This window comes from Streptomyces sp. NPDC054757 (genome assembly GCF_053612185.1).
On record NZ_JBSHBW010000043.1, the window covers coordinates 1 to 26,761 of the forward strand.

A 26,761-nucleotide genomic window follows, 5' to 3' on the forward strand; every position below is an offset into this window, starting at 1 on the left:
CTGCGCGACGAAGCGCAGTCCGGGCCCCGTGGCCTGTCCAGATCGTCCAAGGAGTCCAGGAACTGATGAAGACCATCGACGAACTTCTCGCCGAAGGGGTCGCGGGCAAGCGGGTATTCGTCCGCGCCGATCTCAATGTGCCGCTCTCCGGCACCACCATCACCGACGACGGCCGGATCCGCGCCGTCCAGCCGACCGTGGCCAAGCTCGCGGAGGCCGGCGCGCGTGTCGTCGTCGCCTCGCACCTGGGCCGCCCGAAGGGCGCCCCCGACCCGGCGTTCTCGCTCGCCCCCGCCGCGGCGCGCCTCGGTGAACTCCTCGGCGCCGACGTCGCGTTCGCCACCGACACGGTCGGCGATTCCGCCAGGGCCACGGTGGCCGCCCTCGCCGACGGCCAGGTCGCCGTCATCGAGAACCTCCGCTTCAACGCCGGTGAGACCTCGAAGGACGACGCCGAGCGCGGCGCCTTCGCCGATCAGCTCGCGGAGCTGGCCGACCTCTACGTCGGTGACGGCTTCGGCGCCGTGCACCGCAAGCACGCCTCGGTCTATGACCTCCCGGCGCGCCTGCCGCACGCCGCCGGCTACCTCATCGCCACCGAGGTCGCCGTACTCAAGAAGCTGACGTCCGACGTCAAGCGCCCGTACGCCGTGGTACTCGGCGGCGCCAAGGTCTCCGACAAGCTCGGCGTCATCGACCACCTCCTGGAGCGCGCCGACCGCATCCTCATCGGCGGCGGCATGGCGTACACCTTCCTCAAGGCCCAGGGCCACGAGGTCGGCAGCTCCCTCCTCCAGGAGGACCAGATCCCGGTGGTCCAGGAGTATCTGGAGCGCGCCAAGGCCAAGGGCGTGGAGTTCGTGCTCCCCGTCGACGTCGTGGTCTCCGCGCAGTTCCCCGACCTCAAGGCCAAGGAGCCGACGCACCCCGAGACCGTTCCGGCGGACGCGATCCCGGCCGGGCAGATGGGCCTGGACAACGGCCCCGAGACCAACAAGCTCTACGCATCGAAGCTCGCCGACGCGGCCACCGTCTTCTGGAACGGCCCGATGGGCGTCTTCGAGCACCCCGACTACGCCGACGGCACCCGCGCCGTCGCGCAGGCGCTCCTCGACAGCCCTGCCTTCACGGTCGTCGGCGGCGGCGACTCCGCCGCCGCGGTCCGTATTCTGGGCTTCGACGAGAACAAGTTCGGACACATCTCGACCGGTGGCGGCGCCAGCCTCGAATACCTCGAAGGCAAGACGCTTCCCGGCCTCGCCGCACTGGAGAACTGACAAACCTCATGACACAGACCCGCACCCCGCTGATGGCGGGCAACTGGAAGATGAACCTCAACCACCTGGAGGCCATCGCCCACGTCCAGAAGCTCTCCTTCGCGCTCTCCGACAAGGACTACGACGCCGTCGAGGTGGCGGTCCTGCCGCCCTTCGTCGACCTGCGCTCCGTCCAGACCCTCGTCGACGGCGACAAGCTGAAGATCAAGTACGGCGCCCAGGACATCTCGGCGCACGACTCCGGTGCCTACACCGGTGAGGTCTCCGGGCCGATGCTGGCCAAGCTGAAGTGCTCCTACGTGGCCGTCGGGCACAGCGAGCGCCGCCAGTACCACGCCGAGACCGACGAGGTCTGCAACGCCAAGGTGAAGGCCGCCTACAAGCACGGCATCACCCCGATCCTCTGCGTCGGCGAGGGCCTGGACATCCGCAAGGCCGGCCAGCAGGTCGCGTACACGCTCAGCCAGCTCGACGGCGGGCTCAAGGACGTCCCGGCCGACGACGCCGAGTCGGTCGTGATCGCGTACGAGCCGGTGTGGGCCATCGGGACCGGCGAGGTCGCCACCCCCGAGGACGCCCAGGAGGTCTGCGGGGCGATCCGCGGCCGGCTGGCCGAGCTGTACTCGCAGGAGCTGGCCGACAAGGTCCGCATCCAGTACGGCGGCTCCGTCAAGTCCGGGAACGTCGCCGCGATCATGGCGCAGCCCGATGTGGACGGTGCGCTGATCGGCGGCGCCGCCCTCGACGCCGACGAGTTCGTCAAGATCGTCCGCTTCCGCGACCAGTGAGTATGCGCTAGCGCGGATCCGTCGTACCCTTGCGGGGCCGAGACGGCTGGCAGCAGCCGTCCGGCCCCTTCGTCCGTTATGAGTTCCGAGGAAGTTGGTCCAGCCGTGATTCTGGGGTTCTCGATCGCCCTGATCGTCTTCAGCCTGCTGCTGATGCTGCTGGTGCTGATGCACAAGGGGAAGGGCGGCGGCCTCTCCGACATGTTCGGTGGCGGCATGCAGTCGTCCGTCGGCGGCTCCTCGGTCGCCGAGCGCAACCTCGACCGCATCACCGTGGTGCTCGCCCTGCTCTGGTTCGCGTGCATCGTCGTGCTCGGTCTGCTGATGAAGCTCAAGAACTGACCCTCGGTGTCCGCGCACTCCCCGCGTGTCGCCGGCGATTCGGTGCGGGGTGTAACTCCAATCACTGGACGCGCGTTGGGCCTTACGTAGACTGGGGCACCTTCGAGCACCATCACGCAGGGAGTTACGACCGTGGCAAGTGGCAACGCGATCCGGGGAAGCCGGGTCGGAGCGGGGCCGATGGGGGAGGCCGAGCGGGGCGAGTCCGCACCGCGGCTGCGCATCTCCTTCTGGTGCTCGAACGGGCACGAGACGCAGCCGAGCTTCGCCCACGACGCACAGGTCCCGGAGACCTGGGACTGCCCGCGCTGCGGGTTCCCGGCAGGTCAGGACAGCGACAACCCCCCGGACCCACCGCGCACCGAGCCGTACAAGACCCACCTCGCGTATGTGCGCGAGCGCCGCAGCGACGAGGACGGCGAGGCGATCCTCGCCGAGGCCCTGGCGAAGCTGCGGGGCGAGATCTAGCACCGTGATATTCCGGCCGGAACCCACTCGGGTGTCCGGCCGGACTGCGTAGCGCCACCGGCCCGTGCGCCCGAGAGCGCTGGTCGCCGCACTCGTCCGCCCGATCAATTAGGTTGGACGGAGCGGGGCATGTACGCAGGTACGAGAAGAATGGACTGATGTCCGAGATGAACGCAGCAGGCCGTACCAGGCTCAACCAGATGCCCGAGTGGACCGCTCTGGGCAAGCACCGGGAGCAGCTGGGCGACACGCGCCTCAGGGAGCTGTTCGACCGGGACCCGGAGCGGGGGAGCAGCTACACGCTCCGGGCCGGCGATCTGTATCTGGACTACTCCAAGCATCTGGTGACCGACGAGACGCTCGGCCTGCTCCGTGAGCTGGCCGACGCCGCCGGGGTGGCCGGGCTGCGCGACGCCATGTTCCGCGGCGAGAAGATCAACACCACCGAGGACCGCGCGGTGCTGCACACCGCGCTCCGCGCCCCGCGCGGAGCGGTCATCGAGGTGGACGGGGAGAACGTCGTGCCCGCCGTGCACGCCGTGCTCGACAAGATGGCCGCCTTCTCCGGCAAGGTCAGGTCGGGGGAGTGGACCGGCCACACCGGCAAGCGCATCAAGAACGTCGTCAACATCGGTATCGGCGGCTCCGATCTGGGCCCGGCGATGGCGTACGAGGCGCTGCGCTCCTTCACCGACCGCGAGCTGACGGTCCGCTTCGTCTCCAATGTCGACGGGGCCGATCTGCACGAGGCCGTAAGGGACTTGGACCCGGCGGAGACGCTCTTCATCATCGCCTCCAAGACCTTCACCACCATCGAGACCATCACCAACGCGACCTCCGCGCGCAATTGGCTGCTGACCGGCCTGAGGGCCGGTCAGGACGCCGTGGCCAAGCACTTCGTGGCGCTGTCGACGAATGCCGAGAAGGTCGAGGACTTCGGTATCGACACGGCCAACATGTTCGAGTTCTGGGACTGGGTCGGCGGCCGCTACTCCTACGACTCGGCGATCGGCCTCTCGCTGATGATCGCGATCGGCCCGGAACGCTTCCGCGAGATGCTCGACGGCTTCCACCTGATCGACGAGCACTTCCGCACCGCGCCGCCCGAGGAGAACATCCCGCTCCTGCTCGGCCTGCTGGGCGTCTGGTACGGCGCGTTCTTCGACGCCCAGTCGCACGCGGTCCTGCCGTACTCGCACTACCTCTCCAAGTTCACCGCGTACCTCCAGCAGCTGGACATGGAGTCCAACGGCAAGTCCGTCGACCGTGACGGCAATCCGGTCGACTGGCAGACGGGCCCGGTCGTCTGGGGGACGCCCGGCACCAACGGCCAGCACGCGTACTACCAGTTGCTGCACCAGGGCACCAAGGTCGTCCCGGCGGACTTCATCGGCTTCGCCAGGCCCGTCGAGGACCTGACGGCCGGTCTGGAGGCCCAGCACGACCTGCTGATGGCGAACTTCTTCGCCCAGACCCAGGCCCTGGCCTTCGGTAAGACACCCGACGAGGTACGGGCCGAGGGCGTCGCCGAAGAGCTGGTCCCGCACAAGACGTTCCGGGGCAACCACCCGACGTCCACGATCCTCGCCGGCACGCTCACCCCGTCCGTGCTGGGACAGCTGATCGCGCTCTACGAGCACAAGGTCTTCGTCCAGGGCGCCATCTGGAACATCGACTCCTTCGACCAGTGGGGCGTGGAGCTCGGCAAGGTGCTCGCCAAGAAGATCGAGCCGCTCCTCACCGGCGGCCGGGACGGCGCCGACCTGGACAGCTCCACCGCCACGCTGATCGACACCTACCGCACGCTGCGGGCCAGGCAGTAGCGGTACGGGGACAGAAGAGGACCGGCCCGCACTCCCTGCCGAGGGGGTGCGAGCCGGTCCTGTTCCGTGCGGTGCCGTACGGTCAGGCGGTGGCCGGCCGGTAGAGCTGCGGCGGCAGCTGAGAGGCGGCCGCCGTGTCCAGCAGCCACAGCGTCCTGCTGAGGCCCCGGGCGCCCGCAGCGGGCGCCTGGATCTCCCCGGTCCCGGAGAGGGCGAGAGCGGCGGCCCCCGCCTTGTCCTCGCCGGCCGCGAGCAGCCACACCTCGTGTGCGGCCCGGATCGCGGGCAGCGTCAGCGACAGCCGGACGGGGGGCGGCTTGGGCGCGCCGTGCACACCGACGACGGTGCGTACGGTCTCCCGTACGCCCGGCAGCTCGGGGAAGAGCGAGGCCACATGGGCGTCCGGGCCCACCCCCAGCATCAGCACGTCGAACGACGGCACATCGCCGTGGTCCCCGGGCCCCGCGGCTGCGGCGAGTTCCGCCGCGTACGCGGCCGCGGCCGCCTCCACGTCGTTGCCGTGCGGGCCGTCCGAAGCGGCCATGGCGTGCACCCGCTCGGGGGCCACACCCACCGAGTCGAGCAGCGCCGCCCGTGCCTGGGTGACGTTCCGCTCGGGATCGCCCTCCGGCAGGAAGCGCTCGTCGCCCCACCACAGATCGATCCGCGACCAGTCGACGGCGTCCCGGGCGGGGGCCTGGGCGAGGGCCGCGAGCAGCCCGTTGCCGTTGCGCCCGCCGGTGAGCACCACCGAAGCGGAGCCGCGGGCCGCCTGGGCGTCCACGATCCTTGTGATCAGCCGGGCCGCCGCGGCCTCGGCCATCAGCTCCTTGTCGCGGTGGACGACGAGCTGCGGAGCACTCACTTCGATGCCGCCTTCTTCGCGGGTGCCTTCTTCGCGGTGGCCTTTCCGGACTCGTCCGCGGAGTCCGCGGTGTCACCCGAGCCGGAGGCCGCCCCGTTCTCCGGCTTCTTCTGCGCGGGGGTGACCAGCCGGTCCACGCCGAACTTCAGCGAGGCGGCGTAGGTGTCGTCCGGGTCCAGCCTGCGCAGCTCCTCGGCGAGCAGCTCCGAGGTCTCCCGGCGCTTCAGGGCCACCGCGCGGTCCGGCTGGCCCTCCATGCAGAGCGTGGCCAGCGAACCGTCGGGGCGGTCCAGCACGATGTCGCCGTGGTCGGTCTGCATCCGTACGGCCGTGAGACCGGGCCCGGACGAGATCGAACGGGTCACCGGTACGTCCAGCCGGTCGGCGAGCCACATGGCGAGCAGCTCACAGCTCGGATTGAACTCCTCGCCCTCCACCTCGGCGCCCTTCACCCGGCTCGGCACCTGGTCCAGGGCCGCGGCGAGCATCGAACGCCAGGGGGTGATGCGCGACCACGAGAGGTCCGTGTCGCCCGGTGAGTAGGCGGAGGCGCGGGCGGTCAGCTCCGCGATGGGCTGCTCGGCCGCGTACGAGTCGGTGACCCGGCGCTGGCCCAGCGCGCCCAGCGGGTCCTTCGCCGGGTCGAGCGGCGCGTTCACCGGCCACCAGACCACCACGGGGGCGTCCGGCAGCAGCAGCGGCAGCACCACCGACTGGGCGTGGTGCAGCACCTCGCCGTACATCCGCAGGACGACGGTCTCGCCGCTGCCCGCGTCCGTGCCGACCCGGATCTCCGCGTCGAGCCGGGCCGTGGCCCGGTCGCGCGGGGAGCGGGAGACCCGCTTGACGACCACGAGGGTGCGTGAGGGGTGCTCGCGCGATGCCTCGTTGGCGGCCTTGAGCGCGTCGTAGGCGTTCTCCTCGTCGGTCACGATGACGAGGGTCAGCACCATGCCGACGGCGGGGGTGCCGACGGCGCGGCGCCCTTCCACCAGTGCCTTGTTGACCTTGCTGGCTGTGGTTTCCGTCAGATCGATTTTCATGGCCGGCGCCAGCTCCGTCCTTCTCGTGCGAGCATTTCGTCCGCCTCGGCCGGTCCCCAGGTGCCCGACTCGTACTGCGCGGGCTTTCCGTGGGTGTCCCAGTAGTGCTCGATCGGGTCGAGGATCCGCCAGGACTGCTCGACCTCCTCCAGACGCGGGAAGAGGTTCGAGTCGCCGAGCAGCACATCGAGGATGAGCCGCTCGTACGCCTCGGGGCTGGACTCGGTGAAGGACTCGCCGTACGCGAAGTCCATCGACACGTCCCGGATCTCCATCGAGGTGCCGGGCACCTTGGAGCCGAACCGCATGGTGATGCCCTCGTCGGGCTGGACGCGGATGACGATCGCGTTCTGGCCCAGCTCCTCCGTCGCCGTGTGGTCGAAGGGGGAGTGCGGGGCGCGCTGGAAGACGACGGCGATCTCGGTGACGCGGCGGCCCAGACGCTTGCCGGTGCGGAGGTAGAAGGGGACGCCCGCCCAGCGGCGGTTGTCGATCTCCAGCCGCACCGCGGCGTAGGTGTCGGTCGTCGACTTGGGGTCGATGCCGTCTTCCTGGAGGTAGCCGACGGCCTGCTCGCCGCCCTGCCAGCCCGCGGCGTACTGGCCGCGCACGGTCTCCTTGCCGAGGTCCTTGGGCAGCCTGACGGCGCCCAGCACCTTGGTCTTCTCGGCCACCAGCGCGGTGGCGTCGAAGGAGGCGGGCTCCTCCATCGCGGTCAGCGCGAGCAGCTGGAGCAGGTGGTTCTGGATGACGTCACGGGCGGCGCCGATGCCGTCGTAGTAACCGGCCCGGCCGCCGATGCCGATGTCCTCGGCCATGGTGATCTGGACATGGTCGACGTACGACCGGTTCCAGATCGGCTCGAAGAGGGTGTTGGCGAAGCGGAGCGCCAGGATGTTCTGGACGGTCTCCTTGCCGAGGTAGTGGTCGATCCGGAAGACCTCGTTCGGCGGGAAGACCTCGTGCACGACCTGGTTGAGCTCCTGGGCGCTCTTCAGGTCGTGGCCGAACGGCTTCTCGATGACCGCACGGCGCCAGGAGCCGTTCTGCTGGTCGGCGAGTCCGTGCTTCTTGAGCTGCTGGACGACCTTGGGGAAGAACTTGGGCGGGACCGACAGGTAGAAGGCGAAGTTGCCTCCCGTGCCCTGCTGCTTGTCCAGCTCCTCGATGGTCGCCTTGAGGGTGGCGAAGGCCGTGTCGTCGTCGAAGTCGCCCTGGACGAAGCGCATGCCCTGGATGAGCTGCTGCCAGACCTCCTCACGGAACTGCGTCCGCGCGTGCTCCTTGACGGAGTCGTGGACGACCTGGGCGAAGTCCTCGTCCTCCCAGTCGCGGCGTGCGAATCCGATGAGCGAGAAGCCCGGCGGAAGCAGGCCGCGGTTGGCCAGGTCGTAGACAGCGGGCATCAGCTTTTTACGGGACAAATCACCCGTGACGCCAAAGATGACCAGGCCCGACGGCCCCGCGATACGCGGGAGCCGTCGGTCCGCAGCGTCACGCAGCGGGTTGCTGCTTGACAAGGTTTCAGCCCTCCGACGGGGCGAGGCGCTTGAGCTCTGCCTCAGTGGACTTGAGCAGGTCGGTCCAGGAGGTCGCGAACTTCTCGACTCCCTCGTCCTCAAGGACCTGTACGACGTCGTCGTACGAGATCCCGAGCTTCTCCACGGCATCGAGGTCGGCGCGTGCCTGCTCGTAGGTGCCGGAGACCGCGTCGCCGGTCACCTCGCCGTGGTCGGCCGTGGCGTCGAGCGTCGCCTCCGGCATGGTGTTCACCGTGTTGGGCGCGACCAGGTCCACGACGTACATCGTGTCGCGGTAGGCCGGGTCCTTGACACCGGTCGACGCCCAGAGCGGGCGCTGCTTGTTGGCGTGCGCCTTGTCGAGCGCGGCCCAGCGGTCGGAGGAGAAGACCTCCTCGTACGCCTGGTAGGCGAGGCGCGCGTTGGCGACGGCGGCCTTGCCCTTGAGCGCCTTGGCCTCGTCGGTGCCCAGGCCGTCGAGACGCTTGTCGATCTCGGTGTCCACCCGGGACACGAAGAAGGAGGCGACCGAGTGGATCTTGGAGAGGTCCAGGCCCGCGGCCTTGGCCTTCTCCAGGCCCGCCAGGAAGGCGTCCATGACCGCGCGGTAGCGCTCCAGCGAGAAGATCAGCGTGACGTTGACGCTGATGCCCCGGCCGATGGTCTCGGTGATGGCGGGCAGGCCGGCCTCGGTCGCCGGGATCTTGATGAGCGTGTTCGGCCGGTCCACCAGCCAGGCGAGCTGCTTGGCCTCGGCGGCGGTGGCCTTGGTGTTGTGGGCGAGCCGCGGGTCGACCTCGATCGAGACCCGGCCGTCCTGGCCGTCCGTCGCGTCGAAGACCGGGCGCAGGATGTCGGCGGCGTCACGTACGTCCGCCGTCGTGATCATGCGGACGGCCTCCTCGACGGAGACCCGCCGGGCCGCGAGGTCGGACAGCTGCTGGTCGTAGCCGTCGCCCTGGGAGATCGCCTTCTGGAAGATCGACGGGTTGGTGGTGACACCCACCACGTGCTGCTGGTCGATCAGCTCCGCGAGGTTGCCGGATGTGATGCGCTTGCGCGAAAGGTCGTCGAGCCAGATCGCGACGCCTTCGTCGGAGAGGCGCTTGAGTGCGTCCGTCATGAGAATTACATCTCCTACTTGTCTGTATGTAAGCGTCAGCGCGCGACGGCTTCGAGCGATTCCCGGGCGGCGGCGGCGACCGCGTCGGCGGTGAAGCCGAACTCGCGGAAGAGGAGTTTTCCGTCGGCGGAGGCACCGAAGTGCTCCAGCGAGACGATCCGCCCCGCGTCACCCACGAAGCGGTGCCAGGTCAGACCGATACCGGCCTCGACGGCCACCCGCGCCCTGACGGACGGCGGCAGCACCGAGTCGCGGTACGCCTGGTCCTGCTCCTCGAACCACTCGACGCACGGCATCGAGACCACCCGGGTCGGCACGCCGGCGGCCTGGAGCTGCTCACGCGCCTCCACGGCCAGCTGGACCTCGGAACCGGTGCCGATGAGGACGACCTCGGGCGCGCCGCCCTCGGCATCGAACAGGACATAGCCGCCCTTGGCCACGTCGTCGTTCGCCTCGTACACCGGCACACCCTGACGGGTGAGCGCGAAGCCGTGCGGGGCGCCCTTGCCGAACACCTTGGTGTAGCGCTGGAGGACCTCGCGCCAGGCGATGACCGTCTCGTTGGCGTCCGCCGGGCGGATCAGGTTCAGACCCGGGATGGCGCGCAGCGCGGCCAGGTGCTCCACCGGCTGGTGGGTCGGACCGTCCTCGCCGACACCGACCGAGTCATGCGTCCACACATAGGTGACCGGCAGGTGCATCAGCGCCGAGAGCCGGACGGCGTTGCGCATGTAGTCGGAGAACACCAGGAAGGTGCCGCCGTAGATACGGGTGTTGCCGTGCAGCGCGATGCCGTTCATCTCCGCGGCCATGGCGTGCTCACGGATACCGAAGTGGACCGTGCGGCCGTACGGGTCGGCGCCCGGCAGCGGGTTGCCCTCGGGCAGGAACGACGACGTCTTGTCGATCGTCGTGTTGTTCGACCCGGCGAGGTCGGCCGAGCCGCCCCACAGCTCCGGGATGGCACCGCCCAGCGCTTCGAGCACCTTGCCGGAAGCGGCGCGGGTGGCCAGGGAGGTCCCGGTCTCGAAGACGGGAAGCTCCTTCGTCCAGCCCTCGGGCAGCTCGCCCGCCCTGACCCGGTCGAAGCGGGCGGCGTGCTCCGGGTTGGCGGTGCGCCAGGCGGCGAAGCCCTTCTCCCAGACGGCCTTGGCCTCACGGCCGCGGTCCAGCGCGGCGCGGGTGTGCGCCAGGACCTCGTCTGCCACGTCGAAGGACTTCTCCGGGTCGAAGCCCAGGATCCTCTTGGTCGCGGCGACCTCTTCGTCGCCGAGTGCCGAGCCGTGCGCGGCGCCGGTGTTCTGGGCGTTCGGCGCGGGCCAGGCGATGATCGAGCGCATCGCGATGAACGACGGGCGCCCGGTCTCGGCCCTGGCGGCCTGGAGCGCCTCGTACAGCGCCTCCGGGTCGAGGTCGCCGTCCGCCTTCGGGGCCACCCGCTGGACGTGCCAGCCGTACGCCTCGTAGCGCGCGCAGGTGTCCTCGGACACCGCGGTCTCGGTGTCGCCCTCGATCGAGATGTGGTTGTCGTCCCACAGCAGGACGAGGTTGCCGAGCTTCTGGTGGCCCGCGAGCGACGAGGCCTCGGAGGAGATGCCCTCCTGGAGGCAGCCGTCGCCGGCGATCGCGTAGATGAAGTGGTCGAACGGGGAGGTGCCGGGGGCCGCCTCCGGGTCGAAGAGACCGCGCTCGTACCGCGCCGCCATGGCCATGCCGACCGCGTTGGCGACACCCTGGCCCAGCGGCCCTGTCGTGGTCTCCACACCGGCGGTGTGCCCGTACTCCGGGTGCCCCGGGGTCTTCGAGCCCCAGGTGCGGAACGCCTCCAGGTCCGCCAGCTCCAGACCGAAGCCGGCCAGGTAGAGCTGGGTGTAGAGGGTCAGCGAGGAGTGGCCGGCCGAGAGGACGAACCGGTCACGGCCGGTCCACTCGGGGTCCGCCGGGTCGTGCCGCATCACCTTCTGGAAGAGGGTGTACGCGGCCGGGGCCAGGCTCATGGCCGTACCGGGATGGCCGTTGCCGACCTTCTGTACGGCGTCCGCGGCCAGCACGCGGGCGGTGTCGACGGCCCGCTGGTCCAATTCGGTCCACGCGAGATCAGTGGTGGTCGGCTTGGTACTCACCCTGGGTCAGGGCTCCTCTCCACATATGTAATCCCGGTTACGTTCGGTGCACCGGGCGTTGTCGAGCCTACCCCCGCCGCAACGCCCGTCTTTTCGACTTCCCGCCGGTGGCAGACAGACACTTCCCAGGGTGCGGTCACGGCCGCCGATCCGCCCGTCGAAGGGCGCGACCGCGCTCGCATGAGCGGCCTTCCGGGCCCGTGCCGACAGGGCCAACACGACCGCACCCCCGGGGATGGCGGCGTAGGGGCAACGTCTAGAGTGGCGTGGTACGCGCAAGTCCTTACCGGCTCTTCACGGCCGGAACTTGCTGGGAAATTCTCTGTCAGGGGTGTACGTGACGGCCGTCGAGTCCCGACCCGCAGGGGTCGTCCTGACTCCCAGCCCGGGGGCCCACCGGCCGTTCGGGGCCCGTGTCAAGGGTTTTGTGGCGCTCACCAAGCCGCGGATCATCGAACTGCTGCTGATCACCACCGTTCCGGTGATGTTCCTGGCGAAGCAGGGCGTGCCCAATCTGTGGCTGGTCCTGGCGACCTGCCTCGGCGGTTACCTCTCCGCCGGCGGTGCCAACGCGTTCAACATGTACATCGACCGCGACATCGACGCGGTGATGGACCGGACCTCGCAGCGCCCGCTGGTCACCGGCATGGTCTCGCCCCGCGAATGCCTGGTCTTCGCCTTCGCGCTGGCCACGGTCTCCACGCTCTGGTTCGGGCTGCTCGTCAACTGGCTCTCGGCGGCGCTCTCGCTGGGCGCTCTCCTCTTCTACGTGGTCGTCTACACGATGATCCTCAAGCGCCGGACCTCGCAGAACATCGTCTGGGGCGGTATCGCGGGCTGTATGCCGGTGCTCATCGGCTGGTCGTCGGTCACGGACTCCATGTCCTGGGCCCCGGTCATCCTCTTCCTGGTGATGTTCTTCTGGACGCCGCCCCACTACTGGCCGCTGTCGATGCGGGTCAAGGACGACTACGCCCGCGTCGGGGTCCCGATGCTGCCGGTCATCGCCACCAACCAGGTCGTGGCCAAGCAGATCGTCATCTACAGCTGGGCGATGGTCGTCGTCTCGCTGCTGCTGACCCCGCTGGGCTACACGGGCTGGTTCTACACGGTGGTCGCCGTGCTGTCCGGCGCCTTCTGGCTGCGGGAGGCCCACGCGCTGCGGGGCCGGGCCAAGAAGGGGGTGACGGGCGCCAAGCTCAAGGAGATGCGCCTGTTCCACTGGTCCATCACCTATGTGTCGCTGCTCTTCGTGGCGGTCGCTGTGGACCCCTTCCTGCGCTGACGCCGGGACGAGGCCGGTCCCCGTTCACACCTCCTGCCGACGGGCGGGCGCAGTGGTTCACGCCACTGCGCCCGCCCGTCGCGCGTGGTGCTACCCGCTAGTAGCATGCGGCCATGGCAGACACGCAGGTTGACGTTGACGAGAAGCGGGACGCCGGGGCCGACCGGAAGGCGGCCCGGCTGGCCCGGCGTACGGCCAGGCTCGCCGGGCAGATCAAGGCGTTCGGCCGGGAGCACGGCGGCGCCGAGGCGCAGCTCGCGTACATCGGTGAGCGCGGGGCCCGCATCGTGCTGGTGGGCGAGGACGGCGGCTGGGGCGACCTGGTGGCGCCCTCGTACGCCATGGCGCAGAGCGCGGCCGAGCAGGCCGGGGTCACCGTCCAGGAGTCCTTCGACGGCGAACTCGCGGCCAGGGTCCGCACCGGGCCCTACGAGTGGAAGCGGATGGCGGGCATCCAGCTCGGCGGCGGCCGGGCCGGCGCGGACGGCTGAGGGCAACACCTGGGGGCCGGTTTCCCCGTTAGGGCTTGCGTAACAGCCCGAAGCGGAGGCCCGGATGATCGAGACACCCTGTCTGGTGGACCAGTACTGCCACGGTGTGCTCCGTACCGAGCTCGGCCTCGGGACCTTCGAGGCGCACCTCGGCAGGGCCCCCGGGCCGCCGGCCCCCGGCACCACCTTCTTCGACACCCAGACCGGTTTCGCGGTGCGCCGCTGGTGCCCGCCGCTGCTCGGTCTCGAACCGCACTGCGCCCCCGCCCGCTATCTCGCCCGCCGCCGGGAGCTGGGCGTCCTCGAAGTGGGCAGACGGCTGCTGCGGGGCAGCGGGATCACCACGTATCTGGTGGACACCGGGCTGCCCGGCGACCTCACGGGACCCGCCGAGATCGCGGCGGCCGGCGGCGCCGACGCCCATGAGATCGTCCGGCTCGAACTCCTCGCCGAGCAGGTCGCCGACACCTCGGGCACCGTCGACTCCTTCCTCGCCAATCTGGCCGAGGCGGTGCACGGAGCGGCCGGCTCGGCCGTGGCCTTCAGCTCGGTCGCCTCCTTACGGCAGGGGCCCGCTCTCGCACCCGACCCGCCGGGCGCCGGCGAGGTGCGCGGCGCCGCCGGCCGGTGGCTCGCGGACCGCCGGGTCGGCGGCAGCCTCACCGATCCGGTGCTGCTGCGCCATCTGCTGTGGAACGCGGTGGCGTCCGGGCGCCCGCTCCAGCTGCATATCGGGGCCTGCGACCCGCTGCTGCTGACCGACTTCGTAGCGGCGGCGACCGGACTCGGCACCGATCTGGTGCTGCTGCACGGCTATCCGTACCACCGGCAGGCCGCGCAGCTGGCCGGCGTCCACCCGCATGTGTACGCGGACCTGGGCCCGGCCCTGGCGCACACCGGGGCACGGGCCGCCACCGTGCTCGCGGAGATCCTGGAGCTGGCGCCCTTCGGGAAGCTGCTGTTCTCCAGCGGCGCCCGGGGGCTTCCGGAGCTGCATGTGGTGCGGGCGCGGGTGTTCCGCGAGGCGCTGGCCAGGACGCTGGGCGGCTGGGTCGACGAAGGTGTCTGTTCGCACCGGGACGCCACCCGGGTCGCCGGGATGATCGCGGCGGGAAACGCGCGGCGCGTCTACGGACTCGAAGGCGCGTCCACGGACCCGGCGGAGCGGGTCAGACCGTCGTGAGCGCCGCGTCCTCGGTCTGTGCGGGGATCTCCGCGCCGGTGAGCGGCCGTTCGCGGAGCGAGAGCAGCACCCGCATCACGCCGATCCACACCAGCGTCGCACCGAACATGTGCAGCCCGACCAGGATCTCGGGGGTGTGGGTGAAGTACTGGACATAGCCGATCACGCCCTGGGCCATCAGGATCAGGAAGAGGTCACGGGCCCGGTGCAGCGGCCCGACGGGCGCGTCGACCGCCTTCAGTACGAACCAGAGGGCCGCCGTGAGCGCGACCACGACCCAGGCGAAGTCGGCGTGCAGCTGCGCGATCATCGACCAGTCGACCGGGATGCGCTCCACCTCGCTGGAGTCGCCCGCGTGCCGTCCCGCACCGGAGACGACCGTGCCGACCGCGATCAGGGCCCCGGCCGCCACCACGAGCAGCCAGGTCAGCTGGACGACCGCCCGGCCCACCAGGGGACGCGGGGCCGCGTCGCCCTCGCGGGTCCGCTGCCAGGTCAGCGCCGCGACCGTGATCAGCGCGGTGGACAGCAGGAAGTGCGCGGCCACGGTGTACGGGTTGAGCCCGACCAGGACCACGATGCCGCCCAGCACCGCGTTGCCCATGACGACCCAGAACTGCGCCCAGCCGAGCCGGGTCACCGAGCGGCGCCAGGGCTTCGCCGAGCGGGCCGCGATGATCGCCCAGCCGACCGCGGCGCACAGCACGTACGTGAGCATCCGGTTGGAGAACTCGATAGCGCCGTGGAAGCCCATCTCGCTGGTCGCGGTGAGGCTCTGGTCGGTGCACTTGGGCCAGGTCGGGCAGCCGAGCCCGGAGCTGGTCAGTCTGACCGCGCCGCCGGTGACGACGATGACGACCGACATCACCAGCGCGGCGAGCGCCGCGCGCCGGACGGTCCGGGGCTGCGGAGTCCAGCGGGCGGCGATGAAGGCGAGCGGATTGCGCACAGCGCCAACGGCTTCGGCGCGGGTCAGTTTCGGCACGGGGACATCGTAGGCCGGGCGCTTGTGCGTACTTTCACGAGGGGCGCCCTTTTCGCGGGTGGGCGCTTTCCAGCCGGACCGGGCGAACTGGACGGCCTGCCCGGTCACCGCTCCCGGCCGCTCACTCCCAGCGGCCGCTCGCTCCTCCCGGCCGCTCACTCCCAGCGGAAGAACCGGCCGGCCGCGCCGAGGCCCAGCACCGCCCACACCGCGACGATCCCCAGATCTCCCCACGGCATCGCCGCGCCGTGCTGCAGGACGTCCCGCAGCCCGTCGGAGAGCGCCGAGACCGGCAGCAGCTCCAGTACGGACCTGACACCGCCGGGGAACTTGTCCATCGGGACGATCACCCCGCCGCCGACGAGCAGCAGCAGGAAGACCAGATTGGCCGCCGCCAGGGTGGCCTCCGCCTTGAGCGTCCCCGCCATCAGCAGACCGAGACCCGAGAAGGCCGCCGTACCGAGGACGAGCAGCAGCAGAACGGCGAACGGGCTGCCGTGGGGCGACCAGCCCAGCAGCAGCGCGATCACGGTCAGCAGGGCGATCTGCAGGATCTCGGTGACGATCACGGACAGCGTCTTCGACGTCATCAGCGCCCAGCGCGGGAGTGGTGAGGCGCCGAGCCGCTTGAGCACCCCGTACCTGCGCTCGAAACCGGTCGCGATGGCCTGGCCGGTGAAGGCCGTGGACATCACGGCGAGCGCCAGGATGCCCGGGGCCAGGAAGTCCACCGACCTGCCGGCGCCCGTGTCGACGATGTCGACGGCGGAGAAGAGGACCAGCAGCAGCGACGGGATGATCACGGTCAGCAGCAGCTGCTCACCGTTGCGCAGCAGCATCCTGGTCTCGAAGGCGGTCTGCGCGGCGATCATGCGCGACAGCGGGGCGGCGCCCGGCCGGGGGGTGTACGTACCGGCGCTCATGCGCGCAGCTCCTTGCCGGTCAGTTCCAGGAAGACGTCTTCGAGGGTGTGGCGCTCGACCGCGATACGGTCCGGCATCACCCCGTGCTGGGCGCACCAGGAGGTGACGGTGGCGAGCAGCTGGGGGTCGACGGTACCGGTGATCCGGTAGCTGCCCGGGGTCGGTTCGGTGGCGGCCGAGCCGTCCGGGAGCGCCTTCAGCAGCGAGCCGACGTCGAGCCCCGGCCGTCCGCCGAAGCGCAGGGTGTTCTCGGCGCCGCCCCGGCACAGCTCCTCGGGGGAGCCGTGCACGACGGCGCGGCCCGCGTCGATGATCGCCACCTCGTCGGCGAGCTGCTCGGCCTCGTCCATGAAGTGGGTGGTGAGCACCGTCGTCACGCCGTCCGCGCGCAGTTCCCGTACGAGGTCCCAGGTGGACCTGCGGGCCTGCGGGTCGAGCCCGGCGGTCGGCTCGTCCAGGAAGACCAGCTCGGGACGGCCCACCACGGCCATCGCGAGGGAGAGCCGCTGCTGCTGTCCGCCGGAGAGCCTGCGGTACGTCGTACGGCCGCAGCTCTCCAGGCCGAGCCGCTCGATCAGCGTGCCGACGTCGAGCGGGTGCGCGTGCAGCTTCGCCATGTGGCGGAGCATCTCGTCGGCGCGGGCGCCGGAGTAGATGCCGCCGGACTGGAGCATGACCCCGATCCTGGGGCGCAGCCGGGCGGCGTCGGCCATGGGGTCGAGGCCCAGGACCCGGACCGTGCCGCCGTCGGCCCTGCGGTACCCCTCGCAGGTCTCGACGGTGGTGGTCTTGCCTGCGCCGTTGGGCCCGAGTACGGCGGTGACGGTGCCCGCACCGACCGTGAGGTCCAGCCCGTCCACCGCGGTCTTGGCGCCGTACCGCTTGACGAGGCCGCGGACCTCAACGGCGGGATCTGTACTCATACGGGGGAGTCTACGAAGCGTGCGTGGCGCGGATCCTCCAGGGGGCGGAGCCCTTGCGGGGACGGGCATCCGGCCCTGTTTAGGTAACCCTAAGTGATCGAGGACACCGCTGAGGGTCCCGATCTTTACTTGTCGCAGGCCGGTGAATTACGCAACAATGGCGTTGTGAAAAACGTTGGCGAGGCTCCCCAGGAGGAACTCGCGACCGGTGAGCGCTCCACGCGCAACCGGGTCGCGCGCTCCATCCTGGACCACGGCCCGTCCACCGTCACCGAGCTGGCGGGACGCCTGGGGCTCACCCCGGCAGCGGTCCGCCGTCATCTCGACGCCCTGGTCACCGACGATGTGGTCGCCCCCCGTGAGCAGCGGGTGTACGGCGCGCGGACCCGCGGACGCCCCGCGAAGGTCTTCGCGCTGACCGACTGCGGCCGCGACGCCTTCGACCAGTCCTACGACCAGCTCGCCGCCGACGCGCTGCGGTGGATCGCCCGGCGCTCGGGCGACGAGGAGGTCATGGCGTTCGCCCGTGACCGGCTCGCCGCCCAGGCCGAGGAGTACCGCGCGGCCGTCGAGGCCGCGGCGCCCGAGAACCGCGCCGAGGCTCTCGCCAGGGCATTGACCGCCGACGGGTACGCTGCTACAGCGCGAAGCGCCCCGGTCGGCGAGCAGCTCTGCCAGCACCACTGCCCGGTGGCCCATGTCGCCGAACAGTTCCCGCAGCTCTGCGAGGCGGAGACCGAGGTCTTCTCCCGTCTGCTCGGGACCCATGTGCAGCGGCTGGCCACCATCGCCCACGGCGACGGTGTGTGCACGACGTTCATTCCCAAGACCAGCCACCAGACCACCGATTCAGCATCCACCAGCACGGCCGGGAGGAACCCCGCATGACTCTCCCCACGGAGACTGCCCACCCCGAACTTGAGGGCCTGGGCACGTACGAATTCGGCTGGGCCGACTCCGACGTGGCAGGCGCAGCGGCCAAGCGCGGCCTGTCCGAAGCTGTCGTCCGTGACATCTCGGCGAAGAAGAACGAGCCCGAGTGGATGCTGAAGCTGCGTCTCAAGGGGCTCAAGCTCTTCGGCAAGAAGCCCATGCCGAGCTGGGGCTCGGACCTGTCGGGCATCGACTTCGACAACATCAAGTACTTCGTGCGGTCCACCGAGAAGCAGGCGGAGTCCTGGGAGGACCTGCCGGAGGACATCAAGAAGACGTACGACAAGCTCGGCATCCCGGAGGCGGAGAAGCAGCGCCTCGTCGCGGGTGTCGCCGCCCAGTACGAGTCCGAGGTCGTCTACCACCAGATCAACGAGGAGCTGGAGTCGAAGGGTGTCATCTTCATGGACACCGACACCGCTCTGAAGGAGCACCCGGAGCTCTTCCAGGAGTACTTCGGCACCGTCATCCCGGTCGGCGACAACAAGTTCGCCTCGCTGAACTCGGCCGTGTGGTCCGGCGGTTCCTTCATCTACGTGCCGAAGGGCGTGCACGTCGAGATCCCGCTCCAGGCCTACTTCCGTATCAACACGGAGAACATGGGCCAGTTCGAGCGGACGCTGATCATCGTCGACGAGGACGCCTACGTCCACTACGTCGAGGGCTGCACCGCCCCGATCTACTCCTCCGACTCGCTGCACAGCGCGGTCGTCGAGATCATCGTGAAGAAGGGCGGCCGCTGCCGCTACACGACGATCCAGAACTGGTCGAACAACGTCTACAACCTCGTCACCAAGCGTGCCGTGGCGTACGAGGGCGCGACCATGGAGTGGGTCGACGGCAACATCGGCTCCAAGGTCACGATGAAGTACCCGGCCGTCTACCTGATGGGCGAGCAGGCCAAGGGCGAGACGCTGTCGATCGCCTTCGCGGGCGAGGGTCAGCACCAGGACGCGGGCGCCAAGATGGTCCACATGGCCCCGCACACCTCCTCCAACATCGTGTCCAAGTCGGTGGCGCGAGGCGGCGGCCGTACCTCCTACCGCGGTCTGATCGAGATCGGCGAGGGCGCCGAGGGCTCCAAGTCGAACGTCCTCTGTGACGCGCTGCTCGTCGACACGGTCTCCCGCTCGGACACCTATCCCTATGTGGACGTCCGTGAGGACGACGTGTCCATGGGCCACGAGGCGACCGTCTCCAAGGTCTCCGACGACCAGCTCTTCTACCTGATGAGCCGCGGTATGACGGAGTTCGAGGCGATGGCGATGATCGTGCGCGGTTTCGTCGAGCCGATCGCCAAGGAGCTCCCCATGGAGTACGCCCTGGAGCTCAACCGGCTGATCGAGCTGCAGATGGAGGGCTCCGTCGGCTAGCGGCTGCCCCGCGGCCGCCCGACCCTCCCTCGCCCGAACCAGACGTATCCATCAGAAAGCGAGCACGACGACAGCCATGGCTGAGGCTCAGAATTCCCCCAAGGACCTGCGAGAGGCTCCGGTCCAGGGGGGACCCCCCGCGGCGGGTTCCACCACGTCCGGGTCGATCGCGGTGGCTGCCGAGTCCACCGTCGCCACCCGGATGAGCGCGCCGCCCTCCTTCGACGTGGCGGACTTCCCCGTCCCCCACGGGCGTGAGGAGGAGTGGCGGTTCACCCCGCTGGAGCGGCTCAGGGGCCTGCACGACGGCACCGCCGTCGCGACCGGCTCCGGTGTCGGGATCGAGGTGTCGGCGCCCGAGGGCGTCCGCGTCGAGACCGTCGGCCGTGACGACGCCCGTATCGGCCGGGCCGGCACCCCGGTGGACCGGGTCGCCGCCCAGGCGTACTCCTCCTTCGAGAAGGCCTCGGTCGTCTCGGTGCCCAAGGAGACCGTGCTCACCGAGCCGATCCGGATCTCGGTGCACGGCGCGGGCGGCGTCGCCTACGGCCACCAGGTCGTCGAACTCGGCGCCTTCGCCGAGGCCCTCGTGGTCATCGACCACACCGGGGACGCGGTGCTCGCCGCCAACGTGGACTACATCCTGGGCGACGGCGCGAAGCTGACCGTCGTCTCGGTCCAGGACTGGGAGCCGGGCGCCGTCCATGTGGCGCAGCACAACGCGCTGGTGGGCCGGGACGCCTCGCTCAAGTCGGTCGTGGTCACCTTCGGCGGCGACGTCGTACGCCTTCACCCGCGCGTGCAGTACGCGGGCCCCGGCGGCGAGGCCGAGCTTCTCGGGCTCTACTTCACCGACCACGGCCAGCACCAGGAGCACCGCCTGCTGGTCGACCACAACGCGCCGCACTGCAGGTCCAACGTGGCCTACAAGGGCGCGCTCCAGGGCCAGGACGCGCACGCCGTCTGGATCGGTGACGTCCTCATCAGGGCCGCGGCCGAGGGCACCGACTCGTACGAGCTCAACCGCAACCTCGTCCTCACCGACGGCGCGCGGGTCGACTCGGTCCCGAACCTGGAGATCGAGACCGGCGAGATCGCCGGCGCGGGCCACGCGTCGGCCACCGGCCGCTTCGACGACTCGCAGCTCTTCTATCTGCAGTCGCGCGGCATCCCGGAGGCCGAGGCCCGCCGTCTGGTGGTCCGCGGCTTCTTCGCCGAGCTGGTCCAGCAGATCGGTCTGCCGGACGTCGAGCAGCGCCTGCTCGACAAGATCGACGCCGAGCTGCAGGCAGCCGTCTGATGGCCGCCTTCGTCAGGGCCTGTGCGCTGAGCGAGCTGGAGGACGACACCCCGAAGCGGGTGGAGCTCGACGGCACGCCGGTGTCCGTGGTCCGCACGGAGGGCGAGGTGTTCGCGGTCAACGACATCTGCTCGCACGCGAATGTCTCCCTCTCCGAGGGGGAGGTCGAGGACTGCACCATCGAGTGCTGGCTCCACGGCTCCCGCTTCGACCTCCGCACCGGCAAGCCGTCCGGCCTTCCCGCGACGCGCCCCGTGCCCGTTTACCCCGTCAAGATCGAAGGGGACGATGTGCTCGTCTCCGTATCCCAGGAGTCCTGAGTCACCCATGGCAACGCTTGAAATCCGCGACCTGCACGTCTCCGTCGAAACCGAGAACGGTACGAAGGAGATCCTCAAGGGCGTCGACCTGACCGTGAAACAGGGCGAGACCCACGCCATCATGGGCCCCAACGGCTCCGGCAAGTCGACGCTGGCGTACTCCCTCGCGGGGCACCCCAAGTACACGATCACCAGCGGCACCGTCACCCTCGACGGTGAGGACGTGCTGGAGATGACCGTCGACGAGCGGGCCCGCGCCGGTGTCTTCCTCGCCATGCAGTACCCGGTCGAGGTCCCCGGCGTCTCCGTCTCCAACTTCCTGCGTACGTCGGCCACCGCCATCCGCGGCGAGGCGCCGAAGCTCCGTACCTGGGTGAAGGAGGTCAAGACGGCCATGGAGACCCTCCAGATGGACCCGGCCTTCGCCGAGCGCAACGTCAACGAGGGCTTCTCCGGCGGAGAGAAGAAGCGCCACGAGATCCTCCAGCTGGAGCTGCTCAAGCCGAAGATCGCGATCCTCGACGAGACGGACTCCGGTCTGGACGTCGACGCGCTGCGCCAGGTCTCCGACGGCGTCAACCGCGTCCGCGAGGGCGGCGAGGTCGGCACCCTGCTGATCACCCACTACACGCGCATCCTGCGCTACATCAAGCCCGACTTCGTGCATGTCTTCGCCAACGGCCGGATCGCCGAGTCCGGCGGCCCGGAGCTCGCCGACAAGCTGGAGAACGAGGGCTACGAGGCCTACACGAAGGGCGCCCCCGTGAGCGGAGTGAACCCGGAGGAGGACGTCGCGTGACACAGCTGCCGGGCCTCCTGGACACCGACGCGATCCGCAAGGACTTCCCCCTGCTGGATCGGGTGGTCCACGACGGGAAGAAGATCGTCTACCTGGACAACGCGGCGACCTCGCAGAAGCCGCGCCAGGTACTCGACGCGCTGAACGAGTACTACGAGCGGCACAACGCCAACGTCCACCGCGGCGTGCATGTGCTCGCCGAGGAGGCCACGGCGCTGTACGAGGGCGCCCGCGACAAGGTCGCCGCCTTCATCAACGCGCCGAGCCGCGACGAGGTGATCTTCACCAAGAACGCCTCCGAGTCGCTCAACCTCGTGGCCAACATGCTCGGCTGGGCCGATGAGCCGTACCGGGTCGACCACGAGACCGAGATCGTCATCACCGAGATGGAGCACCACTCCAACATCGTGCCGTGGCAGCTGCTCTCGCAGCGCACCGGCGCGAAGCTGAAGTGGTTCGCCCTCACCGACGACGGCCGCCTCGACCTGTCCAACGTCGACGAGATCATCACCGAGAAGACGAAGATCGTCTCCTTCACGCTGGTCTCCAACCTGATGGGCACCGTCAACCCGGTCGAGGCGATCATCCGGCGCGCCCAGGAGGTCGGTGCGCTCGTCTGCATCGACGCCTCCCAGGCAGCACCCCACATGCTGCTCGACGTACAGGCGCTCCAGGCCGACTTCGTGGCCTTCACCGGCCACAAGATGGTCGGCCCGACCGGGATCGGCGTCCTCTGGGGCCGTCAGGAGCTCCTTGAGGACCTCCCGCCGTTCCTCGGCGGCGGCGAGATGATCGAGACCGTCTCGATGCACTCGTCGACCTACGCGCCCGCACCGCACAAGTTCGAGGCCGGTACGCCCCCGATCGCCCAGGCCGTCGGCCTCGGCGCGGCCGTGGACTATCTGTCCTCCATCGGCATGGACAAGATCGCCGCTCATGAGCACGCGCTCACCGAGTACGCGATGAAGCGTCTCGCCGAAATCCCGGACCTGCGGTTCATCGGACCGGCCACGGCCATGGACCGCGGGGCGACGATCTCCTTCACCCTCGGCGACATCCACCCGCACGATGTGGGCCAGGTCCTGGACGAGGAGGGCATCGCGGTCCGGGTCGGCCACCACTGCGCACGGCCGGTCTGTCTGCGGTACGGAATTCCCGCGACGACGCGAGCGTCGTTCTATCTGTACTCGACGCCCGAAGAGGTCGACGCCCTGGCGGACGGGCTTGAGCACGTACGGAATTTCTTCGGCTAGAGCGTTCGTTTGGACCATGCCGGGCCACCGGACCGGCTACACCGGCGACGACATCGGGTAGGGACTGGATCGTGAAGCTGGATTCGATGTACCAGGAAGTGATCCTGGACCACTACAAGCACCCGCACGGGCGCGGTCTCCGTGACGGCGACGCCGAGGTGCACCACGTGAACCCGACCTGTGGTGACGAGATCACGCTGCGGGTGCGGTACGAGGGCGACCGCATCGCGGACGTGTCGTACGAGGGGCAGGGCTGTTCCATCAGCCAGGCCAGCGCGTCCGTCATGAACGAACTGCTGGTCGGCAAGGAGCTGGGCGAGGCCCAGAAGATCCAGTCGGCCTTCCTGGAGCTGATGCAGTCCAGGGGGCAGATCGAGCCGGACGACGCGATGGAGGAGGTGCTGGAGGACGCCGTCGCGTTCGCCGGCGTCTCGAAGTACCCGGCGCGCGTGAAGTGCGCGCTGCTGAGCTGGATGGCGTGGAAGGACGCGACGGCGCAGGCGCTGTCCGAAGGGAAGACCGCATGAGCGAGAACGAGACCGCCACGATGAAGCCGGCCTCCGAGGAGGAGGTCCGCGAGGCGCTGTACGACGTCGTCGACCCCGAGCTGGGGATCGACGTGGTCAACCTCGGCCTGATCTACGGCATTCACGTGGACGACGCCAATATCGCCACACTCGACATGACCCTGACGTCCGCGGCCTGCCCGCTGACCGATGTCATCGAGGACCAGGCGAAGTCGGCCACCGAGGGCATCGTCAACGAGCTGAAGATCAACTGGGTCTGGATGCCGCCGTGGGGCCCGGACAAGATCACCGACGACGGCCGTGAGCAGCTGCGCGCGCTCGGCTTCAACGTCTGACCGGATCAGAGCAGGCCCGATCGGCCGCATCTCCTTATCCTCTACGGCCCCGGTGCTCCCGCGCACCGGGGCCGTATGGTGCTGTTCGCCTTCTGTACGTACGGTGTGCGCGCCCCGTTGGCGCGGAGACCGGAGCCTTCTCGTCGACGACGCGTCCCCGTGATGCCCCCACGACGAGAGGGTTCCCGTGCAGATCCCCGCCATCCCGTTCCGCCGCCCGTCCCGTGCCAGGACCGCCGGGGCGGCCCTGGCCGTGACCGGGCTGTTCTCCCTGGCCCTCACCGGCCTCAACGGCCCCGCGGACGCGGCGGGTTACGGCACACCGACGCTGTCCCTCCAGACCGCCTACCTCTCCGGCGCGGTCGGCGCCACCGGCGACCCCGCCGTCACCGTCACCGTCGGGCAGAGCGGGGCGGACGCCTCCGCGCTCACCGTGGCGGCCTCGGCCAGCTCCAGGTCATCCGTCGCGGGGACCGGCGACGTCTCCGTCACGGGCACCGGAGCGACCCGCCGGGTCACGGTCGCCGCCCGAGCACGGGGCTACACCGATCTCACCCTCAAGGTCACCGGCCTCGGCGGCAAGAGCGCGACCAGGACCCTGCACTACGCCGCGTCCGCCGCGGTCCAGCACAGCGCGGACACCCGGTACTTCACCGGCTCTTCCGACGCCTCGGCCGCAGTCGCGGTCGGCGGCGGCTATGTGCTGGTCGCCGACGACGAGTCCAACACGCTGCGGCTCTACGACGGTTCGGCCTCCGGGGCGCCCGTGCGCACCTGGGACTTCAGCGACGCGCTCGGGGTCAAGAAGGAGATCGACATCGAGGCGGCGGCCCGGGTCGGCTCCACGGTCTACTGGACCGGTTCGCTCGGCAACAACAAGGACGGCGAGTACAAGCCCGACCGCAACCGGATCTTCACCACCGAGGTCACCGGCTCGGGGGCCGGCACCCAGCTGTCCTTCGGCGGCTCGTACGCCGGGCTCCGCGACGACCTGGTCGCCTGGGACAAGGCCAACGGCGACCGCTACGGATTCGCCAAGGGCACCGAGGACGGCCAGGTCCCCAAGCAGATCGACGGATTCAACATCGAGGGCCTCGAATTCGCACCCGGCTCCTCCACCACGGCCTACCTCGGCTTCCGCGCCCCGCTGGTGCCGCCGGAGAACGGCGGCAAGGCGCTGCTCGTGCCGGTCACCAACATGGACAAGGTGGTCACCGGCAAGAAGGCCGCCTTCGGCACACCGGTCGAGCTGGACCTCGGGGGGCTCTCCGTCCGGGACATCCGCAAGAACGCCGCCAACCAGTATCTGATCGTCGCCGGTTCCTGGGCCGCCGACGACAACTCCGATCCGTACGCCCTCTACTCCTGGGACGGTGTCGCCGGGCACGCCCCGGTGAAGCGGGCCGATCTGCCGACCAGCGACCCGGGCGGCTGGGAGGCCGTGGTGGAGGTCCCCGACCTGAACACGGCCGGGGCGCGCGCCCAGCTGATCACCGACGACGGCTCCGCCGACCTCTACGGGGACGGCACGGAGGCGAAGGACCTCACCCACGACGAGTGGAAGAAGTCCCGCGCCACCTGGTTCACCGTGGGGGAGTGACGTCCGAGGGGTGCTGTCCGGTGCTCCCGGCGCCCGCCGCCTCGGCGAGCACCGGACCCAGCTCCTCCGTGCGCATCCGCCGGTCGACGTAGAGCAGCCCCGTCACCAGCTGCGGGAAGGTCACCGAGACGATCTGGCTGAGTGTCTGGCCCAGCAGCGAGAGCGTCAGATAGCCGCCGACCGCGGACAGCAGCTGGGCGGGGCTCGGGTCGGACGAGGAGTCCAGGGTCAGCATCTGGCCGTGGAACATCCCCACCATGGTGAAGGGGAGCTGGACGAAGGAGCCCGCCATGGAGCCGATCGCCAGTGCCAGCAGTGAGATGCCGCAGATCCGCCACCACGCGCCCCGCACCAGCCGGGCCGACCTGCGCAGCGCGCCGACCGGTCCCTGCCGCTCGAACACCACGGCGGCCGGGGCCAGGCTGAAGAGCACCCACAGCCAGACGGCCGGCGGCAGCAGGGCGAGCCCGCCGAGCACCCCCACGATGACCGCCACGGCCGGATTGTGCGCGCTGACCGCGGCGACCACGGCGGCGACCGAAGCCCCCGCGATCAGCAGCAGCGGAACGAGGACGATCAGCCCGCTCAGCAGTACGGTGCCGATCAGCGGAGCCACCCGGGACCAGGCCCGCCGCCAGACGGTCCGGAAGGTCAGCGGCCTGCCGAGCACCGCTTCCTGGAGCACGGTCGCACAGGCCGCGCAGATCACCGCCGTGCAGACCGTGGTCAGCAGCGCGGCGGCCAGCAGGACCCCGGCGAACGCGAGTACCACGGGGCCTGCCTGGTCCCAGCCGACGTCGGACGCCTTCGGCGCGTGGGTGATCCCGTGGATCCGGTCCGAGAGCGACGCGTAGAGGATCGCGAGGGCCGCGACGATGACGGCGGCGGCGCCGCCGTAGACCGCGGCCGCCATACCGAGCAGCTGCTTCCAGTAGCGGCCGACCGTGGATATGGCGCCGCTGAGTATGTCGCTGAGCGACAACGGCTCCAGGGGTATCACGCCCGGCCTGGGCGCCCGGGGCGGAGGCGGACCGCCCCACCCCGGCGGGCCCCCGGGCGGCTGGTTCCAGCCGGGCGGCGGGCCCCAGCCGGGCGGGCCCCCGGGCGGAGGTCCTGCCTGCGGCGGACCTCCGTACGCCCCTGTCCACCCCGAGTCCTG

The 26,761-nt window shown here is 70.0% G+C and carries 26 protein-coding genes; 17 read left to right on the plus strand and 9 right to left on the minus strand.

Features of this window, described 5'->3' with window-relative positions; translation table 11 throughout:
- Positions 1-65 precede the first annotated feature (65 nt).
- The 5 genes from ACWGKJ_RS32320 (at position 66) to pgi (ending at position 4,698) form a co-directional block, all read left to right on the plus strand.
- Positions 66-1,277: a phosphoglycerate kinase gene (locus tag ACWGKJ_RS32320; RefSeq protein ID WP_453315886.1), complete on the plus strand. Its 1,212-nt coding sequence runs from the start codon at positions 66-68 to the stop codon at positions 1,275-1,277.
- An 8-nt stretch (positions 1,278-1,285) separates the two neighbouring features.
- Entirely contained in the window at positions 1,286-2,065 is a 780-nt protein-coding gene (gene tpiA, locus ACWGKJ_RS32325) for a triose-phosphate isomerase (protein WP_385033266.1), read from the plus strand.
- 105 nt (positions 2,066-2,170) lie between these two features.
- Positions 2,171-2,407, plus strand: coding sequence for a preprotein translocase subunit SecG (gene secG, locus ACWGKJ_RS32330; RefSeq protein ID WP_266858131.1), 237 nt, complete (start codon positions 2,171-2,173; stop codon positions 2,405-2,407).
- Between the two features lie 132 nt (positions 2,408-2,539).
- Positions 2,540-2,875: an RNA polymerase-binding protein RbpA gene (locus ACWGKJ_RS32335; protein WP_164263395.1), complete on the plus strand. Its 336-nt coding sequence runs from the start codon at positions 2,540-2,542 to the stop codon at positions 2,873-2,875.
- A gap of 167 nt (positions 2,876-3,042) precedes the next feature.
- Positions 3,043-4,698, plus strand: a complete 1,656-nt coding sequence (gene pgi / locus ACWGKJ_RS32340) for a glucose-6-phosphate isomerase (RefSeq protein WP_385033292.1) — start codon at positions 3,043-3,045, stop codon at positions 4,696-4,698.
- A gap of 82 nt (positions 4,699-4,780) precedes the next feature.
- Here pgi and pgl read toward each other — a convergent pair whose 3' ends face one another.
- The 5 genes from pgl to tkt are packed head-to-tail and all read right to left on the minus strand — an operon-like array spanning position 4,781 to position 11,372.
- Complete coding sequence (gene pgl / locus ACWGKJ_RS32345) at positions 4,781-5,563, minus strand: 6-phosphogluconolactonase (RefSeq protein WP_385033271.1); 783 nt, start codon at positions 5,561-5,563, stop codon at positions 4,781-4,783.
- Positions 5,560-6,606, minus strand: a complete 1,047-nt coding sequence (gene opcA, locus ACWGKJ_RS32350) for a glucose-6-phosphate dehydrogenase assembly protein OpcA (protein WP_385033274.1) — start codon at positions 6,604-6,606, stop codon at positions 5,560-5,562. Before opcA ends, pgl begins: the two co-directional genes overlap by 4 nt.
- Positions 6,603-8,126, minus strand: a complete 1,524-nt coding sequence (zwf, locus tag ACWGKJ_RS32355) for a glucose-6-phosphate dehydrogenase (protein ID WP_385033277.1) — start codon at positions 8,124-8,126, stop codon at positions 6,603-6,605. The genes opcA and zwf overlap by 4 nt, the downstream gene beginning before the upstream one ends.
- A 4-nt stretch (positions 8,127-8,130) precedes the next feature.
- The gene (tal, locus tag ACWGKJ_RS32360) at positions 8,131-9,249 is read right to left on the minus strand and encodes a transaldolase (RefSeq protein ID WP_385033280.1); all 1,119 of its coding nucleotides are present in this window, start codon (positions 9,247-9,249) and stop codon (positions 8,131-8,133) included.
- A 35-nt stretch (positions 9,250-9,284) separates the two neighbouring features.
- Positions 9,285-11,372 carry a transketolase gene (gene tkt, locus ACWGKJ_RS32365; protein WP_385033283.1) on the minus strand — a complete coding sequence of 696 codons (2,088 nt, stop codon included), beginning with the start codon at positions 11,370-11,372 and terminating at the stop codon, positions 9,285-9,287.
- A 337-nt stretch (positions 11,373-11,709) separates the two neighbouring features.
- Between tkt and ACWGKJ_RS32370 the strand changes: the two genes are divergently transcribed.
- The 3 genes from ACWGKJ_RS32370 (at position 11,710) to ACWGKJ_RS32380 (ending at position 14,331) form a co-directional block, all read left to right on the plus strand.
- Positions 11,710-12,657 carry a heme o synthase gene (locus tag ACWGKJ_RS32370; RefSeq protein ID WP_385033286.1) on the plus strand — a complete coding sequence of 316 codons (948 nt, stop codon included), beginning with the start codon at positions 11,710-11,712 and terminating at the stop codon, positions 12,655-12,657.
- 113 nt (positions 12,658-12,770) lie between these two features.
- Complete coding sequence (locus tag ACWGKJ_RS32375) at positions 12,771-13,148, plus strand: hypothetical protein (protein ID WP_385027984.1); 378 nt, start codon at positions 12,771-12,773, stop codon at positions 13,146-13,148.
- 64 nt (positions 13,149-13,212) lie between these two features.
- Positions 13,213-14,331 carry an amidohydrolase family protein gene (locus tag ACWGKJ_RS32380; RefSeq protein ID WP_385027987.1) on the plus strand — a complete coding sequence of 373 codons (1,119 nt, stop codon included), beginning with the start codon at positions 13,213-13,215 and terminating at the stop codon, positions 14,329-14,331.
- Here ACWGKJ_RS32380 and ACWGKJ_RS32385 read toward each other — a convergent pair.
- The 3 genes from ACWGKJ_RS32385 to ACWGKJ_RS32395 all read right to left on the minus strand — a co-directional run bounded on the left by ACWGKJ_RS32385 (position 14,318) and on the right by ACWGKJ_RS32395 (position 17,162).
- Positions 14,318-15,316: a COX15/CtaA family protein gene (locus ACWGKJ_RS32385; RefSeq protein WP_385027989.1), complete on the minus strand. Its 999-nt coding sequence runs from the start codon at positions 15,314-15,316 to the stop codon at positions 14,318-14,320. The genes ACWGKJ_RS32380 and ACWGKJ_RS32385 overlap by 14 nt on opposite strands.
- Positions 15,317-15,471: 155 nt before the next feature.
- Positions 15,472-16,239 carry an ABC transporter permease gene (locus ACWGKJ_RS32390; protein WP_385027992.1) on the minus strand — a complete coding sequence of 256 codons (768 nt, stop codon included), beginning with the start codon at positions 16,237-16,239 and terminating at the stop codon, positions 15,472-15,474.
- Positions 16,236-17,162: an ABC transporter ATP-binding protein gene (locus tag ACWGKJ_RS32395; RefSeq protein WP_385027994.1), complete on the minus strand. Its 927-nt coding sequence runs from the start codon at positions 17,160-17,162 to the stop codon at positions 16,236-16,238. Before ACWGKJ_RS32395 ends, ACWGKJ_RS32390 begins: the two co-directional genes overlap by 4 nt.
- Positions 17,163-17,327: 165 nt before the next feature.
- Here ACWGKJ_RS32395 and ACWGKJ_RS32400 point away from each other — a divergent pair, with 165 nt between their 5' ends.
- The 9 genes from ACWGKJ_RS32400 to ACWGKJ_RS32440 all read left to right on the plus strand — a co-directional run bounded on the left by ACWGKJ_RS32400 (position 17,328) and on the right by ACWGKJ_RS32440 (position 25,602).
- Positions 17,328-18,050: a helix-turn-helix transcriptional regulator gene (locus ACWGKJ_RS32400; RefSeq protein ID WP_385027997.1), complete on the plus strand. Its 723-nt coding sequence runs from the start codon at positions 17,328-17,330 to the stop codon at positions 18,048-18,050.
- Positions 18,047-19,468: a Fe-S cluster assembly protein SufB gene (gene sufB / locus ACWGKJ_RS32405; protein ID WP_385028000.1), complete on the plus strand. Its 1,422-nt coding sequence runs from the start codon at positions 18,047-18,049 to the stop codon at positions 19,466-19,468. The genes ACWGKJ_RS32400 and sufB overlap by 4 nt, the downstream gene beginning before the upstream one ends.
- Positions 19,469-19,544: 76 nt before the next feature.
- Positions 19,545-20,768: a Fe-S cluster assembly protein SufD gene (sufD, locus tag ACWGKJ_RS32410; RefSeq protein ID WP_385028003.1), complete on the plus strand. Its 1,224-nt coding sequence runs from the start codon at positions 19,545-19,547 to the stop codon at positions 20,766-20,768.
- Entirely contained in the window at positions 20,768-21,088 is a 321-nt protein-coding gene (locus ACWGKJ_RS32415) for a bifunctional 3-phenylpropionate/cinnamic acid dioxygenase ferredoxin subunit (RefSeq protein ID WP_385028006.1), read from the plus strand. The genes sufD and ACWGKJ_RS32415 overlap by 1 nt, the downstream gene beginning before the upstream one ends.
- 7 nt (positions 21,089-21,095) lie before the next feature.
- Entirely contained in the window at positions 21,096-21,887 is a 792-nt protein-coding gene (gene sufC / locus ACWGKJ_RS32420) for a Fe-S cluster assembly ATPase SufC (RefSeq protein WP_385028009.1), read from the plus strand.
- Positions 21,884-23,140 (plus strand): cysteine desulfurase, encoded by a 1,257-nt coding sequence (locus ACWGKJ_RS32425; RefSeq protein WP_385028012.1) that lies wholly within the window; start codon positions 21,884-21,886, stop codon positions 23,138-23,140. Before sufC ends, ACWGKJ_RS32425 begins: the two co-directional genes overlap by 4 nt.
- A gap of 71 nt (positions 23,141-23,211) precedes the next feature.
- Positions 23,212-23,667, plus strand: coding sequence for a Fe-S cluster assembly sulfur transfer protein SufU (sufU, locus tag ACWGKJ_RS32430; protein ID WP_385028015.1), 456 nt, complete (start codon positions 23,212-23,214; stop codon positions 23,665-23,667).
- The gene (locus ACWGKJ_RS32435) at positions 23,664-24,002 is read left to right on the plus strand and encodes a metal-sulfur cluster assembly factor (protein WP_327298283.1); all 339 of its coding nucleotides are present in this window, start codon (positions 23,664-23,666) and stop codon (positions 24,000-24,002) included. Before sufU ends, ACWGKJ_RS32435 begins: the two co-directional genes overlap by 4 nt.
- 262 nt (positions 24,003-24,264) lie before the next feature.
- Positions 24,265-25,602: a hypothetical protein gene (locus tag ACWGKJ_RS32440; protein WP_385028094.1), complete on the plus strand. Its 1,338-nt coding sequence runs from the start codon at positions 24,265-24,267 to the stop codon at positions 25,600-25,602.
- On the opposite strand, the gene ACWGKJ_RS32445 is transcribed toward ACWGKJ_RS32440, so the two are convergent.
- On the minus strand, positions 25,586-26,584 hold the full coding sequence (locus tag ACWGKJ_RS32445; protein WP_385028018.1) for a DUF7847 domain-containing protein: 999 nt from the start codon (positions 26,582-26,584) through the stop codon (positions 25,586-25,588). The genes ACWGKJ_RS32440 and ACWGKJ_RS32445 overlap by 17 nt on opposite strands.
- Between the last annotated feature and the right edge of the window lie 177 nt (positions 26,585-26,761).

Bases quoted from the DNA above. Each gene is read 5' to 3' on its own strand.
- ACWGKJ_RS32320 (WP_453315886.1), top strand. From the start codon at position 66: ATGAAGACCATCGACGAACTTCTCGCCGAAGGGGTCGCGGGCAAGCGG.
- tpiA (WP_385033266.1), top strand. From the start codon at position 1,286: ATGACACAGACCCGCACCCCGCTGATGGCGGGCAACTGGAAGATGAAC.
- pgi (WP_385033292.1), top strand. From the start codon at position 3,043: ATGAACGCAGCAGGCCGTACCAGGCTCAACCAGATGCCCGAGTGGACC.
- opcA (WP_385033274.1), bottom strand. From the start codon at position 6,606: ATGAAAATCGATCTGACGGAAACCACAGCCAGCAAGGTCAACAAGGCA.
- tal (WP_385033280.1), bottom strand. From the start codon at position 9,249: ATGACGGACGCACTCAAGCGCCTCTCCGACGAAGGCGTCGCGATCTGG.
- ACWGKJ_RS32375 (WP_385027984.1), top strand. From the start codon at position 12,771: ATGGCAGACACGCAGGTTGACGTTGACGAGAAGCGGGACGCCGGGGCC.
- ACWGKJ_RS32380 (WP_385027987.1), top strand. From the start codon at position 13,213: ATGATCGAGACACCCTGTCTGGTGGACCAGTACTGCCACGGTGTGCTC.
- ACWGKJ_RS32390 (WP_385027992.1), bottom strand. From the start codon at position 16,239: ATGAGCGCCGGTACGTACACCCCCCGGCCGGGCGCCGCCCCGCTGTCG.
- ACWGKJ_RS32395 (WP_385027994.1), bottom strand. From the start codon at position 17,162: ATGAGTACAGATCCCGCCGTTGAGGTCCGCGGCCTCGTCAAGCGGTAC.
- sufB (WP_385028000.1), top strand. From the start codon at position 18,047: ATGACTCTCCCCACGGAGACTGCCCACCCCGAACTTGAGGGCCTGGGC.
- sufD (WP_385028003.1), top strand. From the start codon at position 19,545: ATGGCTGAGGCTCAGAATTCCCCCAAGGACCTGCGAGAGGCTCCGGTC.
- ACWGKJ_RS32415 (WP_385028006.1), top strand. From the start codon at position 20,768: ATGGCCGCCTTCGTCAGGGCCTGTGCGCTGAGCGAGCTGGAGGACGAC.
- sufC (WP_385028009.1), top strand. From the start codon at position 21,096: ATGGCAACGCTTGAAATCCGCGACCTGCACGTCTCCGTCGAAACCGAG.
- ACWGKJ_RS32435 (WP_327298283.1), top strand. From the start codon at position 23,664: ATGAGCGAGAACGAGACCGCCACGATGAAGCCGGCCTCCGAGGAGGAG.